This window comes from Vibrio sp. H11, from assembly GCF_004804295.1.
Lineage (GTDB): Bacteria > Pseudomonadota > Gammaproteobacteria > Enterobacterales > Vibrionaceae > Vibrio > Vibrio ostreae.
Genome location: NZ_SSHN01000002.1, coordinates 346,639 through 362,963 on the forward strand (window position 1 = coordinate 346,639; position 16,325 = coordinate 362,963).

Sequence of the window (16,325 nt, forward strand, 5' to 3'; positions counted from 1 at the left end):
CGCCCGGCGCACATTCGCGTCGTGCCGATGACATATTTTAACAACAATCAATAACGTGAACGTCTCATCAATATCAGGCCGGGATGTACTGATAGCGAAAAGGATGACCATGCGCCACAAGCGTATAACAAGAGGGAATGATTATGACACTGACTCGCCGCCAACAAATCGAAGCTTTGGAAAAAGACTGGGCCACCAATCCACGCTGGAAAAACGTCAAACGTACTTACAGTGCGGAAGAGGTGGTCAGCCTGCGCGGTTCCATGACGCCGGCCAACACCATCGCGCAGCGTGGTGCTGACAAACTGTGGTCACTGGTCAACGGCCATGCCAAAAAAGGCTATGTGAACTGTCTGGGCGCACTGACTGGTGGTCAGGCAGTGCAGCAGGCCAAAGCGGGGATTGAAGCGATTTATCTGTCCGGCTGGCAGGTCGCAGCAGACAACAACACCGCCAGCACTATGTATCCGGACCAGTCGCTCTATCCGGTTGATTCTGTGCCGAGCGTGGTGAAGCGAATTAATAATGCCTTTCGCCGTGCTGACCAAATCCAGTGGTCATCCGGCAAGTCGCCGCAGGATGAGGGCGGGATTGATTACTTCCTGCCGATTGTCGCCGATGCAGAAGCCGGTTTCGGCGGCGTGCTCAATGCGTATGAGCTGATGAAGTCGATGATTGAGTCCGGTGCGGCCGGGGTGCACTTTGAAGACCAGCTCGCGTCAGTGAAAAAATGTGGTCACATGGGCGGTAAAGTTCTGGTGCCGACCCAGGAAGCGGTGCAGAAACTGGTTGCGGCGCGTCTGGCAGCGGATGTGGCGGGCACGACCACGCTGGTGATTGCCCGTACCGATGCCAACGCTGCGGATCTGATTACCTCGGATTGCGACCCGTATGATGCGGACTTCATTGTCGGTGAGCGCACAGCAGAAGGTTTCTACCGCGTACGTGCCGGTATCGATCAGGCGATTGCGCGAGGTCTGGCTTATGCTCCGTATGCCGATCTGGTGTGGTGTGAAACCGCCAAGCCGGATCTGGAAGAAGCGCGTAAGTTTGCCGAAGCGATTCATGCCCAGTACCCGGATCAATTGCTGGCCTACAACTGTTCGCCATCGTTTAACTGGGAGAAAAACCTTGATGCGGACACCATCGCCCGCTTCCAGCAGGAGCTGGCAGACATGGGGTACAAATATCAGTTCATCACTCTGGCCGGCATCCACAATATGTGGTTCAACATGTTTGAACTGGCTCATGCTTATGCTCAGGGTGAAGGTATGCGTCATTACGTGGAAATGGTGCAGCGCCGCGAGTTCCAGGCGGCAGAAAAAGGCTACACCTTTGTGGCGCACCAGCAGGAAGTGGGGACCGGTTACTTCGATAAGATGACCAACACCATTCAGGGCGGTCAGTCGTCGGTGACGGCGCTGACCGGTTCAACCGAAGAAGATCAGTTCTGACCGGAGAGCAGTGCCGGACGGGCACTGCTTTATCACCATTACTGTCCCCATCCATCTAATGAGCGGCCCCGGCCGCTCTTTTTTACGTCAGCTTTTTACATCAGCCTTTATACGCCAGGCGGTATGGTTTTGAGACGATGCTTTTCGTTGCAAGCTTTGCTCGCGCCGCAGTCACAATCGATCGCCAATCCAATCTATTGCAAGCCAATCGATGGGATGGGGTCGGCTTTACAGCTCGCTGTCGTCGAAGTCCGTTTCCGGCTCCAGCTCTTCTGGCTCGACCTCTTCGCTCAGTTCCAGTAAATTAATCGCAATGGTGACAAAGTCGCTGTCCGTAATGATGCCGACCAGTTCGCCTTTCGCGACTACCGGCAGACAGCCGACTTTGTGCTTTTGCATATAGATGGCGCTCTCTTTCAGCCCGGCCTGCGGTGCCACGTTCATCACGCTGGTATGCATCACCTGATAGAGCGGAGTTTGCTGAATCTCTTCCTGCTCAAGCGGACTTTTATGCAGGCTGGACTCCTGAGCGGCGAGAATATCGCGCTGAGTGACAATGCCCAGCAACTGGCGGTTGATGTCCACCACCGGAATATGGCGAATATCGAGCGCTTCCATCATGTTTTTGGCATCGGCGAGAGTGTGGGTGCGCTCCAGAGTATGCGGGTTGCGCGTCATCATATCTTCAACCTTGATCATAACCGACTCCTGTTCTTGTTGCGGTCGCAGGCGCTGAGCGCTCCGCCACCTGGCAAAGTCTGCCACAGCAACTGGCTCGCCTGCTTGCCGCACCGGGCAGATAACGTGTTCATGGATTATCTCTTTTCCCTAACTATAGTTTTTTTGCCGGTAAATATCTGAGAGTTCAGTCGGTTTTTGTTATCTGTTGCAGCGGACGGGAAAGGCAAGTGTCATGTTTGATTACAATCGGGCGCTTTTCAAATCAGGTTGCTATCCGGCACAATCAGCGCAGGCAAAAACTGCAAACCCGAACACGCAAATGTCGATGAATCTCTCATCTTGAGGTATACTGCCGCGCCGCGAATTAAACCGTCGCACCCATCCGATAATGGCGAAAGCCGAGAGAATCAACAGAAAGTCATGCAAGTTTCAGATTTTGATTTTGAACTACCGGACGAGCTGATTGCTCGCTATCCGATGGCGGAACGTACCGCCAGCCGTCTGCTGCAGCTAGATGGTAACTCCGGTGAGCTGGTTGATGGCACTTTTAAAGACGTGCTCAACTGTGTGCAACCGGGCGATTTATTAGTTTTCAACAACACCCGGGTGATTCCGGCGCGTATGTTTGGCCGCAAAGCCTCCGGCGGTAAGCTGGAAGTGCTGGTGGAGCGTATGCTCGATGAGCACTCGATTCTGGCCCACGTACGTTGCTCGAAACCGCCCAAACCAGGCACTGAACTGTATCTGGGCGAAAACGACGAGTTTCATGCGGTGATGGAAGCGCGTCACGATGCGCTGTTTGAGATTCGTTTCACTGCCGACACTGTGGTGCTGGACATTCTTAACCAGATTGGTCATATGCCGCTGCCGCCTTATATCGACCGTCCGGATGAGGATGCCGATAAAGAGCGCTACCAGACGGTGTACAACCAGAAGCCGGGTGCGGTAGCCGCGCCGACGGCTGGTCTGCACTTTGACCAGGCGCTGCTTGAACAAATTGCGGCTAAAGGTGTTGAACTGGCTTACGTTACGCTGCACGTCGGTGCAGGTACCTTCCAGCCGGTGCGGGTTGAGAATATCAACGATCACCACATGCACGCCGAATATGTGGAAGTACCGCAGGAAGTGGTGGATGCCATTGCTGCGACCAAAGCACGTGGTGGGCGCATCATTGCTGTCGGTACCACGTCAGTACGTTCACTGGAGAGTGCGGCGCAGGATGCACTGAAAAACGGTACTGAGCTGGTGCCGTTCTTTGGCGATACCGAGATCTTTATCTACCCCGGTTATGAATACCAACTGGTGGATTGTCTGATCACCAATTTCCATTTGCCGGAATCGACCCTCATCATGTTGGTGAGTGCGTTTGCCGGTTACGAGCACACCATGGCAGCCTACCAGCATGCCGTGCAGCAGCAGTATCGCTTCTTTAGTTATGGTGATGCGATGTTTATTGGTAAGCGTACGGCATAAATCAGCCACAGCGCAAAAACGCAATAAACCTTATTTAATCTATCGTCGTCAGGACTCTTATCCGGGCGATGTAAATCCGTCAGACTGTTTCTCTGACATTTGGAGGCTTTGTGAAGTTAAAGTTCGAACTGAAAAAAACTAATGGCACCGCTCGTCGTGGTCAACTGACCTTTGAGCGTGGCACAGTACAAACTCCGGCATTTATGCCCGTGGGCACTTACGGTACGGTTAAAGGCATGACACCGGAAGAAGTGGCGGCGACGGGGGCAGAAATTCTGCTGGGCAACACTTTCCACCTGTGGCTGCGCCCGGGTCAGGAAGTGATGAAAATGCACGGAGATTTGCACGATTTCATGAACTGGCAAGGTCCGATCCTGACTGACTCAGGCGGCTTCCAGGTATTCAGCCTGGGTGACATCCGTAAGATCACCGAAGAAGGGGTGCATTTCCGTAACCCGGTCAACGGCGACAAGATCTTTATGGATGCGGAAAAATCGATGGAAATCCAGAAAGACCTGGGTTCGGACATCGTGATGATTTTCGACGAGTGTACGCCATACCCGGCGACCCACGATGAAGCGAAAAAATCGATGGAAATGTCACTGCGCTGGGCTCAGCGTTCACGTGATCACTTCGATAAACTGGAAAACACCAACTCACTGTTCGGCATTGTGCAGGGCGGTGTGTATGAAGATCTGCGTGATGTGTCGGTAAAAGGCCTGACCGAGATCGGGTTTGACGGTTATGCGGTCGGCGGCCTGGCCGTTGGCGAGCCAAAAGAAGACATGCACCGCGTACTGGAGCATACCTGTCCGCAACTGCCGGAAGATAAGCCACGTTACCTGATGGGCGTGGGTAAACCGGAAGACCTGGTGGAAGGCGTGCGCCGCGGCATCGACATGTTTGACTGCGTGATGCCAACCCGTAACGCGCGCAACGGTCACCTGTTTGTGACTGGCGGTGTGATTAAGATCCGTAATGCATCACATAAAACGGATACATCGCCGCTTGATCCGCACTGTGACTGTTACACTTGCAAAAATTATTCAAAATCGTACCTGCACCACCTGGATCGTTGTAACGAAATCCTGGGTGCACGTCTGAATACTATCCATAACCTGCGTTATTACCAACGCCTGATGGAGAGCATTCGCAGTGCGATTGAAGAAGATCGCTTTGAGCAGTTTGTCACTGAGTTTTACGCCCGTCGTAACCGCGAAGTGCCACCACTGCAGACAGAAAAAGCGTGATTTCGTGCGCCAGGTTAGATTTATACGCTGAATAGCTTGAATTTAATCTGGCGCAGCCCAATAAAATCCACAATTAGACAACAATAACTTAGAGGACGTTTCTCAATGAGTTTAATTTCTGTAGCACATGCAGCAGGTGAAGGTTCCCCACAAGGTGGTGGTTTTGAAATGCTGATCATGCTTGGCATGTTCGCGGTGATCTTCTACTTCATGATCTACCGCCCACAATCAAAGCGCGTAAAAGAGCATAAGAACCTGATGGCATCCATGTCAAAAGGTGATGAAGTTCTGACCAGCGGTGGCCTGGTGGGTAAAATCACTAAGATCGCGGAAGACAACGATTACGTATCGATTGAACTGAACGCAAACAATGAAGTTGTGATCAAAAAAGACTTCGTTACTGCAGTGCTGCCTAAAGGTACGCTGAAATCTCTATAAAACAGCTAGAGGATCCTCGCTGTGTTAAACCGTTATCCATTGTGGAAGTACCTGATGGTAGTCTTTGCTATTGCCATCTCCGCATTATACGCACTTCCAAATATCTACGGTGAAGATCCGGCTATTCAAGTTACAGGGGCGCGTGGCGCCTCTGTAGATATGTCAACGCTGGATGCTGTCACTCAAGCGCTCGATGCAGCGCATCTCTCTCATCAATCCATTGCTCTCGAAAATGGATCTATTCTGGTTCGATTTAAAGACACCGATACTCAAATTAGTGCCCGCGACGTCATTGGCGAAGCGCTGGGCAGTGATAAGATCGTAGCGTTAAACCTGGCCCCGGCAACCCCTGGTTGGCTGGAGTCTATCGGTGCGGCGCCAATGAAGCTGGGTCTTGACCTGCGTGGTGGTGTGCACTTTCTGATGGAAGTGGACATGGACGCTGCGATGGAAAAGCTGGTCGGCCAACAGGAAGAAGCGTTCCGTAGCGAGCTGCGCGAAGAGAAAATTCGTTATCGCGCGATTCGTCCTCAGTCCGATTCGGTGGAAATTATCCTGCGCAGTGCTGAACAGGTCGATGAAGCCCGTCGTGTCCTGACGCCTTTACATCGCGATATGACGTTTGTCTCTTCTGATGCGGAAGGGGATTACACTCTGACGGCAACCTTTACGGAAACGCGTCTGCAGGAAATCCGTAATTACGCCGTAGAACAGAACATCACTATTTTACGTAACCGGGTGAACGAACTGGGTGTGGCTGAGCCACTGGTTCAGCGTCAGGGTGCAACGCGCATCGTGGTTGAACTGCCGGGTGTTCAGGACACGGCACGTGCCAAAGAAATCCTCGGTGCTACGGCGACGCTGGAATTCCGCGAAGTCGATGACAGTGTTGATCTGTCAGCGGCGGCTGCAGGCCGTGTACCACCGGGCAGTGAGGTGAAAATCGATCGTTCAGGTCGTCCGGTTGTGCTGAAAAAACGTGTCATTCTGGGTGGTTCAAGCATCACGGATGCAAGCTCCAGCGCAGATGAATACGGCCGTCCTCAGGTGAACATTTCACTCGATAGTGAAGGCGGCAGCAAGATGGCGGCGTTCTCTAAGAAGAACATCGGTAAGCTTATGGCGACCGTGTTTGCCGAGTACAAAGACAGCGGTAAGAAGACGCCGGAAGGCAAAGTTATCCTGACTAAGCATGAAGAAGTCATCAACCAGGCAACCATTCAGTCTGCCCTGGGCCGTAACTTCCGCATCACAGGTATCGACTCGGTCTCTGAAGCGCATAACCTGGCGCTGCTGCTGCGTGCCGGTGCGCTGATCGCGCCTATCTCTATCGTTGAAGAACGGACTATTGGTCCGTCAATGGGTCAGCAGAACATCGATATGGGTATTCAGGCCTGTATCTGGGGTATGGTCGCGGTCATGCTGTTTACGCTGCTTTACTACCGTAAGTTTGGTCTGATTGCCAACATGGCGCTGGCGGCTAACCTGGTGCTGATCATCGGTATTATGTCGATGATTCCGGGTGCAACCATGACGCTGCCGGGTATTGCCGGTATCGTTCTGACCGTCGGTATGGCCGTGGACGCCAACGTACTGATCTTTGAACGTATTCGTGAAGAGCTGCGCGACGGACGTAATCCGCAGCAGGCGATTCACCAAGGTTACGCTAACGCGTTCAGTACCATTGCGGATGCCAACATCACCACGTTGATCACAGCCATCATTCTGTTTGCTGTGGGTACCGGTGCGATCAAAGGTTTCGCGGTGACACTGTCAATCGGTATTCTGACCTCCATGTTTACAGCCATCATCGGCACGCGTTGTATCGTCAACCTGGCGTACGGCGGTAAACGCATCAAGAAACTGTCGATCTGAGGCCGGGAAGTATTATGTTTCAATTAATGAAAGCAGACCATACGATCGGCTTTATGCGCTGGTCGAAAGTGACGTTTGTGTTTTCACTGCTGATGATCGGTGCATCGATCTTCACTCTGTCGACCAAGTGGCTTAACTGGGGCCTCGACTTCACCGGCGGAACGCTGATTGAAGTGGGCTTTGAGCAGCCGGCTAACCTGGAGCAGATCCGTACTTCACTTGAAGCGAAAGGCTTTGGTGATGCCACGGTGCAGAACTTCGGTTCAGCGCGTGAGGTGATGGTTCGTCTGCGTCCGCGTGACAACGTTGCCGGTGAAACTCTGGGTAACCAGATCATCGATGCCATCAAGCAGGGCACGGGTGAAAACGTTGAAATGCGTCGTATCGAGTTTGTCGGCCCGAACGTGGGGGATGAACTGACCGAAGCGGGCGGCCTGGCGATTCTGGTCTCGCTGATCTGTATCCTGATTTACGTATCGATGCGTTTTGAATGGCGTCTGGCGGCAGGTGCAGTACTGGCACTGGCACACGACGTTATCATTACCCTGGGCGTGTTCTCTGTGATGCAGATTGAAGTGGACCTGACTATCGTTGCGGCGCTGCTGACCGTGGTCGGTTACTCACTCAACGATACCATAGTGGTGTTTGACCGTATTCGTGAGAACTTCCGTAAACTGCGTAAAGGCGAGCCACCTGAAGTCATGGATATCTCGATTACCCAGACTCTGAGCCGTACTCTGATTACTTCAGGTACTACGCTGTTTGTTGTGATTGCGCTGTTCGTACAGGGCGGTGCCAATATCCACGGTTTTGCGACTGCACTGCTGCTGGGTATCACAGTCGGTACTTACTCGTCGATTTATGTGGCTTCAGCCCTGGCGCTGAAACTGGGCATAACCCGTGAGCACCTCATGCCACCCCAAGTGGAAAAAGAGGGCGCTGACCTGGACGAGCTGCCATAACATTACGAAAGCCACTGACTTGTCAGTGGCTTTTTTCTTTTCAGGCCTGCAAATTGGCCGCGCCGGGGCGAAAAATCGCCCGGCGGATAGATAACCAGAATAGGAGAGATCATGGCTATCACTCAAATTGATAACAAGACTGCGCTGATCGTGATTGATTTACAACACGGCATTGTTGCGCTGCCACCGCAGCAGACCGTTCCGGGTGTCCTGGAGAACGCAGCGCAGCTGATCAGTGCTTTTCATCAGCATCAGCAACCTGTGGTATTGGTCAATGTAGCCGGTGCAGCGCCGGGACGCGTGGACCGCGGCCTGGGGTCACATGGTTCGCTGCCGGATAACTGGAGCACGCTGGTGGATGAACTGCCACGGCATAGTGATGAGATTCTGATCACCAAGCAGAATTGGGGCGCGCTGATCAATACTGAACTGCATCAGCAGCTGCAGGCTATGGGGGTGACTCAGGTGGCGGTGATCGGTATTGCCACCAGCATCGGGGTTGAATCGACCGCGCGTCAGGCGTTTGAGCTCGGTTATAACGTCACTCTGTGCAGCGATGCCATGACCGACCTTAATCTCGATAACCACGCACACAGCATTGCCGCGGTGTTCCCCATGTTGGGTGAAGTGGGCACAACGCAGGATCTGCTCAACGTTCTCAACCGCTGAGAGTGATTGTGCGAGGCTTAATGGTTATATTCATTTGATAGCATTAGCCTGAAACGAAAAAGCCCCGGCAGTGCCGGGGCTTTGTTATTTGTCTTGCCTGAACCACCGCGTGCGGTATTCAGTTTTTACAGTAGTCCAGTTTTCACAGCCGTCAGCGCGGGCTGACCAGCGCCTTATTTCAGGATAGCGCTGTTGCCGTTTTCACGGATGTGCTTAAGAATCGCTTTTACACCACGTGGGCTTGAACCAACGATGTTGCCTGATTTCATGTAATCAGTACCGCCGGCAAAGTCAGTCAGGATTGCGCCAGCTTCACGGGCGATCAGTTCACCTGCTGCCATGTCCCAAGGTTTCAGGCCGAGCTCGAAGTAACCGTCAACACGGTTAGCCGCCAGGTAACAAAGATCCAGTGCTGCAGAGCCGGTACGACGGAAGTCTGCACACTCAACGAACAGAGCTGACAGGATTTTCAGGTACGATTCTGAGTGCTGTTTCTGTTTGAACGGGAAGCCAGTTGCCAGGATAGTACCTTGCAGATCTTTCACTGGTTGGACGCGGATACGCGCGTTGTTCAGTTGTGCGCCTGAACCGCGTTGTGCGGTAAACAGTTCGTTCTGCATTGGGTCATAAACACAAGCAACTTCAGTTTTACCTTTAAAACGCACGGCGATAGATACCGCGAAGTGAGGTAAACCTTTCATGAAGTTCGTGGTGCCATCCAGTGGGTCGATGATCCATTGTACGTCTTTATCTTTACCTTCGATAAGACCGCCTTCTTCGGCAACGATGCAGTGCTCCGGGTAAGAGCTTTGAATAGTCGCAATGATGATTGCTTCTGCTTCTTTGTCTACGTTAGTAACAAAGTCGTTCGTGCCTTTCTGAGTTGATTCGATTTTCTCAGCATTTTCTAGAGATTTGGCAATATGGTTGCCTGCTTTTCGCGCTGCGCGAATAGCAATGTTTAGCATAGGATGCATACGGTTTTCCCAACGGATGTTAAAGAACGAAAAAGCGGGCGGCAGTATACCAAAACTCTACCAAAAGGGAAGTGGTTATTTTTTGTGCGCTTAACGGTCGGGGGCGGGAAAGGGTCTGACCATTTTACTCAGGTTTATGTTAAGATTCGGGCGCGCTAATTTTAGGGGTGTAATAACGCAATGTTAGACAATGTTAAGGTGGTTTTAGTCGGAACGTCGCATTCTGGCAATATCGGTTCCGCAGCTCGTGCTATGAAAGTCATGGGGCTAAAGCAAATGGTACTGGTGGATCCGCAATGTGAAGTCGATGCTCAGGCCATCGCACTGGCCGCCGGTGCCAGTGATATTGCTCTCAACGCGCAGATTGTGACTACGCTGGAGCAGGCGGTGGATGACTGCGGCCTGGTGGTGGGCACCAGTGCGCGCTCGCGTACGCTGGAATGGCCGATGCTCGACCCGCGTGAGTGTGGCGAAAAATTCGCCCAGGAAGGCCTGCATCACAAAGTTGCGATCGTATTTGGTCGTGAACGGACTGGCCTGACCAACGAAGAGCTGCAAAAGTGCCATTATCACGTCGCGATTCCGGCCAACCCGGAGTACAGCTCGCTCAACCTGGCCATGGCAGTACAGACGCTGTGCTACGAGATCCGCGTTGCGTATCTTAACCAGCAGCAGGCGCAGTTTGCACCGGCATCGGAAGTGGAATACCCACGTCATCACCAGCTGGAAATGTTCTACAGCCACCTTGAAAAGGTGTTGCTGGAGACCCAGTTCATCTCTGCGGACAAACCGGGTCAGGTGATGAACAAGTTGCGTCGCTTGTTTAGCCGTGCGCGACCTGAGGAGCAGGAACTGAATATATTGCGTGGTATATTAACGGCAGTTGAGAAAAATCAGCGCGATAATCAGTAACGGCTGACATTATTGACCATGTCAATGGTAGGGGTAAATACCCGAGTAATTTAGTCAAATAAATACTTGACCATATTGGTCAGGTATGGAACACTCCTAACCACAGAAACAATGTGGATACGGTGTGATATGAGACTTACATCTAAAGGAAGATATGCAGTAACAGCCATGTTAGATGTGGCTCTGCATTCGCAACAGAACCCAGTGCCACTGGCGGACATTTCAGAACGTCAGGGTATTTCGCTTTCCTACTTAGAACAGCTGTTTTCTAAGCTGCGTAAAGCAGGCTTGGTGGCCAGTGTACGCGGACCTGGTGGCGGTTACCGCCTCGGCGCGAATGCCAGCACGATTTCAATCGGTACTGTGATTGCAGCGGTTGATGAATCCGTGGATGCAACCAAGTGTAACGGCAAAGGTGATTGCCAGGGTGGAACCCGTTGTTTGACCCACACATTGTGGCGTGACCTAAGCTCACGCATCAGCGACTTCCTCAACAACATCACTCTGGGTGAGTTGATGATTGATAACGAAGTTTTAGAGATTTCAGACCGCCAGGATATTGGTCTCGCGGTTAACCAAGGGTTGTCCCAGAAGAAATCAAATACCGTCACTATCGGTGCGGCACCCGTTGGTATTAACGTTCGCTCATAGCGGCAATGTTTACATTGGAGTAAAAAATGAAACTGCCTATTTATTTAGACTATTCAGCAACAACACCTGTAGACCCACGTGTTGCTGAAAAGATGGTTCAGTGCATGACGATGGACGGTAACTTCGGTAACCCGGCATCGCGCTCTCACCGTTATGGCTGGCAGGCAGAAGAAGCGGTAGATGCCGCACGTGAGCAAATTGCCGATCTTCTGAATGCAGACCCGCGTGAAATCGTATTCACGTCTGGTGCGACTGAATCTGACAACCTGGCGATTAAAGGTGCTGCCCACTTCTATAGCAAGAAAGGCAAGCACATCATCACCTGCAAAACTGAGCACAAAGCGGTACTCGATACCACTCGTCAGCTTGAGCGTGAAGGCTTTGAAGTGACTTACTTTGAGCCTGAGTCAAATGGTCTGATCGACCTGGCTAAGCTGGAAGCTGCGATGCGTGATGACACCGTTCTGGTTTCTATCATGCACGTGAACAACGAAATCGGTGTTATCCAGGATATCGCCGCGATTGGTGAACTGTGCCGTGCACGTAAAATCGTGTTCCACGTTGACGCAGCCCAGTCAGCAGGCAAACTGCCTATCGATGTTCAGGAAGTGAAAGCGGACCTGATTTCTCTGTCTGCACACAAAATCTACGGCCCGAAAGGTATCGGTGCTCTGTACGTGCGTCGTAAGCCGCGTATCCGTCTCGAAGCGCAAATGCACGGCGGCGGTCACGAGCGTGGTTTCCGTTCAGGTACTCTGGCTACTCACCAGATCGTAGGTATGGGCGAAGCGTTCCACATCGCTAAGCTAGACATGCAGAAAGATTACGATCACGCTCTGGCACTGCGTAACCGCATGCTGGATGGCCTGAAAGATATGGAAGCCGTGACCATCAACGGTGACCTGGAACAGCGTGTTCCGCACAACCTCAACATCAGCTTTGCGTTTGTTGAAGGTGAATCACTGCTGATGGCGCTGAAAGACATCGCCGTCTCTTCAGGCAGTGCGTGTACATCAGCCAGTCTGGAACCATCGTACGTACTGCGTGCGCTGGGTCTGAACGACGAACTGGCTCACAGCTCAATTCGTTTCTCATTCGGTCGTTTTACGACGGAAGAAGAAGTAGACTACGCAGTCGAACTGATTCGTGTAGCAGTCAACAAACTACGCGACATGTCTCCTCTATGGGATATGTATAAAGAGGGTGTGGACCTGAGTACCGTTGAATGGGCTCACCACTAATCGTTCCAGGGATATAGAGGATTTGAGGTAACTATCATGGCATACAGCGAAAAAGTAATTGATCACTACGAGAACCCACGTAACGTTGGTTCATTTGACAAAGAAGACCCATCAATCGGCAGCGGCATGGTTGGTGCTCCGGCTTGTGGCGACGTAATGCGTCTGCAAATCAAAGTATCACCGGAAGGCATCATCGAAGATGCAAAATTCAAAACCTACGGTTGCGGTAGTGCTATCGCGTCCAGCTCACTGGTAACCGAGTGGGTTAAAGGTAAATCTATCGATGAAGCGGCTGCTATCAAGAACGCTGAAATCGCAGAAGAACTGGAATTGCCACCAGTGAAAGTTCACTGTTCAATTCTGGCAGAAGACGCGATCAAAGCCGCCGTTGCGGATTACAAGAAAAAACACGATCAGTAATTTATGTGGGAGCAGAGTGCTGCTCCCCCCCTTTATTCATTGACAGTCAAAGGTTGTAACATGGCCATTACCCTAACAGAAACCGCAGCAAACCGAGTGAGATCCTTCCTTGACAATCGTGGCAAGGGCATTGGATTACGTTTGGGCGTAAAAACGACGGGCTGCTCTGGTATGGCTTACGTGTTGGAGTTCGTTGACGAACTCAACGAGGGAGATGAGGTGTTCGAAGATCACGGTGTGAAAGTGATCATCGATGCGAAGAGCCTGGTTTACCTCGACGGCACTCAGCTTGATTACAAGAAAGAAGGGTTAAACGAAGGCTTTGAATTTGACAACCCAAATTCGAAAAGTGAATGTGGTTGCGGTGAAAGCTTCAACGTTTAACGGTTGTCTCCCGGTGAGTTGAGTCATTGTCTGATGATGACGTTCGTTGACTGGCCTGGTGTGATGTCGATGGCATCCCCCAAGCCCTGAGCGCATCATCTGTTACTGACTGGTTCTGACCGGGGCATCATATCGGTGTTTTGGCGGACGTTGAGTACGGCCAGAGCCCGACCATAGGGACCGGTTTTACATGAATTACTTTGAATTATTTGGGCTACCAACTCAGTTTGATCTGGATGGTAGCCTTCTTTCTTCTCAGTTTCGCGAGTTGCAAAGACGTTTCCACCCGGATAACTTTGCCACCGCCTCTGAGCGCGACCGTCTGATGGCGGTACAGAAAGCGGCGCAGATTAATGACGCCCATCAAGTGTTAAAAAGCCCAATTAACCGCGCCGAATACCTGTTGTCACTCAACGGGGTAGAGTTACGTGGCGAGCAGCAGACGCTGCAGGATCCGATGTTCCTGATGGAACAGATGGAGCTGCGTGAGGAACTGGAAGCGGTTGAACACAGCGCGGACCCGGAAAGTGCCCTGTTTGATTTCGATGCGAAAGTGAGCCGCATGTACAAACAGCATTTAGCTCAGGTAGAACAGGAGCTGAATAAGATGCAATGGGATGTCGCTGCTGACACCGTTCGTAAGCTCAAATTTATTGCCAAATTAAAAAATGAAATAGAACGAGTCGAAGACAAACTGCTCGGCTAATTCAAATAAAAGGACCCATCCATGGCATTACTTCAGATTGCAGAACCCGGCCAAAGCTCAGCCCCGCACCAGCACAAGCTGGCGGCTGGCATTGACCTGGGAACCACCAACTCGCTGGTTGCTTCGGTTCGAAGTGGGACAGCGTCTACCTTGGTCGACCAGCAGGGCAGAAGCATTCTGCCATCCGTAGTCAACTACGCTGGCGACGAGATTTCTGTGGGTTACGACGCACGAGATAAAGCGCAGGCAGATCCGCAAAACACCATTATTTCGGTGAAGCGTCTGCTGGGCCGTTCATTACAGGATATCCAGCAGCGTTACCGCAACCTGCCATACCACTTCAAAGCCAGTGACAATGGCTTACCTGTGATGCAAACCGCACGCGGTGACAAAAACCCGATTCAGGTTTCTGCTGATATTCTGAAAGCGTTAGGCCAGCGCGCCGAGCACACCCTGGGTGGTGAACTGGCGGGCGTGGTGATCACCGTCCCGGCGTATTTTGATGATGCGCAGCGTGTCGGCACCAAAGATGCTGCCAGCCTGGCGGGTCTGCATGTCCTGCGCCTGCTCAATGAACCAACCGCTGCGGCGATTGCCTACGGCCTGGACTCGGGTCAGGAAGGTGTGATCGCGGTTTACGACCTCGGTGGTGGTACCTTTGATATTTCCATTCTGCGCCTGTCGAAAGGGGTGTTTGAAGTGCTGGCGACTGGCGGTGATTCTGCGCTGGGCGGCGATGACTTTGACCACCTGATTGCTGAGCACCTGCAACAACTGAGTGGCCAGACCGGTAAGCTGAGCGCAGAACATTACCGTAGTCTGCTGAATGCTGCGACCGCGGCGAAAATTGCCCTGACCGACAGCGCAGAGACCGAAGTATCGGTACTGGGCTGGAGCGGTACCTTGAGCCGCGAGACTCTGAATGAACTGATTCAGCCACTGGTGAAAAAGACCCTGCTGTCTTGCCGCCGCGCATTGAAAGATGCGGATGTCAGCGCTGAGGAAGTGCTGGAAGTGGTAATGGTCGGCGGTTCAACCCGCACGCCTTATGTGCGTGACATGGTGGGCGAATTCTTTGGCCGTACCCCGCTGACCAGCATCAACCCGGATGAAGTGGTCGCGATTGGCGCGGCGATTCAGGCCGATATCCTGGCTGGTAACAAGCCGGATTCAGAAATGCTGCTGCTGGATGTGATTCCGCTGTCGCTCGGTATTGAAACCATGGGCGGCCTGGTGGAGAAAATCATTCCGCGTAACACCACGATCCCTGTCGCCCGCGCGCAGGAATTTACCACCTTCAAAGACGGCCAGACCGCAATGAGCGTGCACGTGGTGCAGGGTGAACGTGAACTGGTCGACGATTGTCGTTCTCTGGCGCGTTTCTCGCTGAAAGGCATTCCGCCGATGGCGGCCGGCGCGGCACACATTCGCGTCACCTACCAGGTCGATGCCGATGGTCTGCTGTCGGTGACGGCGATGGAAAAAAGTACTGGCGTGCACTCCGAAATTCAGGTCAAACCGTCTTACGGTCTGAGCGATAATGAAGTGGCGGACATGCTGAAAGATTCGATGGCCCATGCCAAAGATGACATGCAGGCCCGTGCTCTGGTTGAGCAACGTGTTGAAGCAGACCGCGTGATTGAAGGTCTGATTTCGGCGCTGCAGGCAGACGGTGATGACCTGCTCAATGAGCAAGAGCGTCAGGCACTGCTGCAGGCAATTGAAAGCCTGATTGAACTGCGCAATGGCGATAATGCTGATGCGATTGAGCAGGGAATTAAAGATACCGACAAAGCCAGTCAGGAGTTTGCCTCTCGTCGTATGGATAAATCCATCCGCGCGGCACTGGCCGGTCATTCTGTTGACGAGATTTAAAGAGATTATAACCATGCCAAAGATTATTGTTTTGCCTCATGAATCCCTTTGTCCTGAAGGCGCAGTATTAGAAGCGCAACCAGGAGAAACCATTCTGGATGTGGCACTAAAAAACGGTATCAGTATTGACCACGCGTGTGAGAAATCATGTGCGTGTACCACTTGCCACTGTATTGTTCGTGAAGGTTTTGATTCACTGGAAGAGAGTGACGAGCTGGAAGATGATATGCTGGATAAAGCATGGGGTCTGGAGCCGGAATCTCGTCTGAGCTGTCAGGCTCGGGTTGCGGATGAAGACCTGGTGGTCGAGATTCCTAAGTACTCGCTCAACCACGCCAGCGAAGATCATTAATTCTA

17 protein-coding genes are annotated in these 16,325 nt (G+C 52.2%); 15 read left to right on the forward strand and 2 right to left on the reverse strand.

Annotated elements, in window-relative coordinates; genetic code table 11:
- The first annotated feature begins 143 nt into the window (after positions 1–143).
- Entirely contained in the window at positions 144–1,454 is a 1,311-nt protein-coding gene (gene aceA, locus E6C74_RS04315) for an isocitrate lyase (protein WP_136483465.1), read from the forward strand.
- Between the two features lie 228 nt (positions 1,455–1,682).
- Here aceA and E6C74_RS04320 read toward each other — a convergent pair whose 3' ends face one another.
- Complete coding sequence (locus E6C74_RS04320; protein WP_136483466.1) at positions 1,683–2,153, reverse strand: CBS domain-containing protein; 471 nt, start codon at positions 2,151–2,153, stop codon at positions 1,683–1,685.
- Between the two features lie 402 nt (positions 2,154–2,555).
- Here E6C74_RS04320 and queA point away from each other — a divergent pair, with 402 nt between their 5' ends.
- From queA to E6C74_RS04350, 6 genes are all read left to right on the forward strand, one after another.
- Entirely contained in the window at positions 2,556–3,608 is a 1,053-nt protein-coding gene (gene queA / locus E6C74_RS04325; protein WP_136483467.1) for a tRNA preQ1(34) S-adenosylmethionine ribosyltransferase-isomerase QueA, read from the forward strand.
- Positions 3,609–3,718: 110 nt separating this feature from the next.
- Complete coding sequence (tgt, locus tag E6C74_RS04330; RefSeq protein ID WP_136483468.1) at positions 3,719–4,858, forward strand: tRNA guanosine(34) transglycosylase Tgt; 1,140 nt, start codon at positions 3,719–3,721, stop codon at positions 4,856–4,858.
- A 105-nt stretch (positions 4,859–4,963) separates the two neighbouring features.
- A complete protein-coding gene (gene yajC, locus E6C74_RS04335; protein WP_136483469.1) occupies positions 4,964–5,296 on the forward strand; it encodes a preprotein translocase subunit YajC in 333 nt (110 codons plus the stop codon).
- 21 nt (positions 5,297–5,317) lie between these two features.
- Positions 5,318–7,171: a protein translocase subunit SecD gene (gene secD, locus E6C74_RS04340; RefSeq protein ID WP_136483470.1), complete on the forward strand. Its 1,854-nt coding sequence runs from the start codon at positions 5,318–5,320 to the stop codon at positions 7,169–7,171.
- A gap of 14 nt (positions 7,172–7,185) precedes the next feature.
- Positions 7,186–8,133, forward strand: coding sequence for a protein translocase subunit SecF (gene secF, locus E6C74_RS04345; protein WP_136483471.1), 948 nt, complete (start codon positions 7,186–7,188; stop codon positions 8,131–8,133).
- 111 nt (positions 8,134–8,244) lie between these two features.
- Complete coding sequence (locus tag E6C74_RS04350) at positions 8,245–8,802, forward strand: isochorismatase family protein (RefSeq protein WP_136483472.1); 558 nt, start codon at positions 8,245–8,247, stop codon at positions 8,800–8,802.
- 173 nt (positions 8,803–8,975) lie between these two features.
- Here the strand turns inward: E6C74_RS04350 and suhB are convergent, their stop codons facing one another.
- Complete coding sequence (gene suhB, locus E6C74_RS04355; protein WP_136483473.1) at positions 8,976–9,779, reverse strand: inositol-1-monophosphatase; 804 nt, start codon at positions 9,777–9,779, stop codon at positions 8,976–8,978.
- 180 nt (positions 9,780–9,959) lie between these two features.
- Between suhB and trmJ the strand changes: the two genes are divergently transcribed.
- The 8 genes from trmJ (at position 9,960) to fdx (ending at position 16,320) form a co-directional block, all read left to right on the forward strand.
- Complete coding sequence (gene trmJ / locus E6C74_RS04360) at positions 9,960–10,691, forward strand: tRNA (cytosine(32)/uridine(32)-2'-O)-methyltransferase TrmJ (protein WP_136483474.1); 732 nt, start codon at positions 9,960–9,962, stop codon at positions 10,689–10,691.
- Positions 10,692–10,820: 129 nt separating this feature from the next.
- A complete protein-coding gene (iscR, locus tag E6C74_RS04365) occupies positions 10,821–11,342 on the forward strand; it encodes a Fe-S cluster assembly transcriptional regulator IscR (protein ID WP_136483475.1) in 522 nt (173 codons plus the stop codon).
- A gap of 26 nt (positions 11,343–11,368) precedes the next feature.
- Positions 11,369–12,583 (forward strand): IscS subfamily cysteine desulfurase, encoded by a 1,215-nt coding sequence (locus E6C74_RS04370; protein WP_136483476.1) that lies wholly within the window; start codon positions 11,369–11,371, stop codon positions 12,581–12,583.
- Between the two features lie 36 nt (positions 12,584–12,619).
- Positions 12,620–13,003 (forward strand): Fe-S cluster assembly scaffold IscU, encoded by a 384-nt coding sequence (gene iscU, locus E6C74_RS04375; protein WP_136483477.1) that lies wholly within the window; start codon positions 12,620–12,622, stop codon positions 13,001–13,003.
- A 60-nt stretch (positions 13,004–13,063) separates the two neighbouring features.
- On the forward strand, positions 13,064–13,387 hold the full coding sequence (gene iscA / locus E6C74_RS04380) for an iron-sulfur cluster assembly protein IscA (RefSeq protein WP_136483478.1): 324 nt from the start codon (positions 13,064–13,066) through the stop codon (positions 13,385–13,387).
- Between the two features lie 190 nt (positions 13,388–13,577).
- A complete protein-coding gene (hscB, locus tag E6C74_RS04385) occupies positions 13,578–14,093 on the forward strand; it encodes a co-chaperone HscB (protein ID WP_136483479.1) in 516 nt (171 codons plus the stop codon).
- A 21-nt stretch (positions 14,094–14,114) separates the two neighbouring features.
- Positions 14,115–15,968, forward strand: a complete 1,854-nt coding sequence (gene hscA / locus E6C74_RS04390) for a Fe-S protein assembly chaperone HscA (protein ID WP_136483480.1) — start codon at positions 14,115–14,117, stop codon at positions 15,966–15,968.
- 13 nt (positions 15,969–15,981) lie between these two features.
- On the forward strand, positions 15,982–16,320 hold the full coding sequence (gene fdx, locus E6C74_RS04395) for an ISC system 2Fe-2S type ferredoxin (protein WP_136483481.1): 339 nt from the start codon (positions 15,982–15,984) through the stop codon (positions 16,318–16,320).
- Positions 16,321–16,325 lie beyond the last annotated feature (5 nt).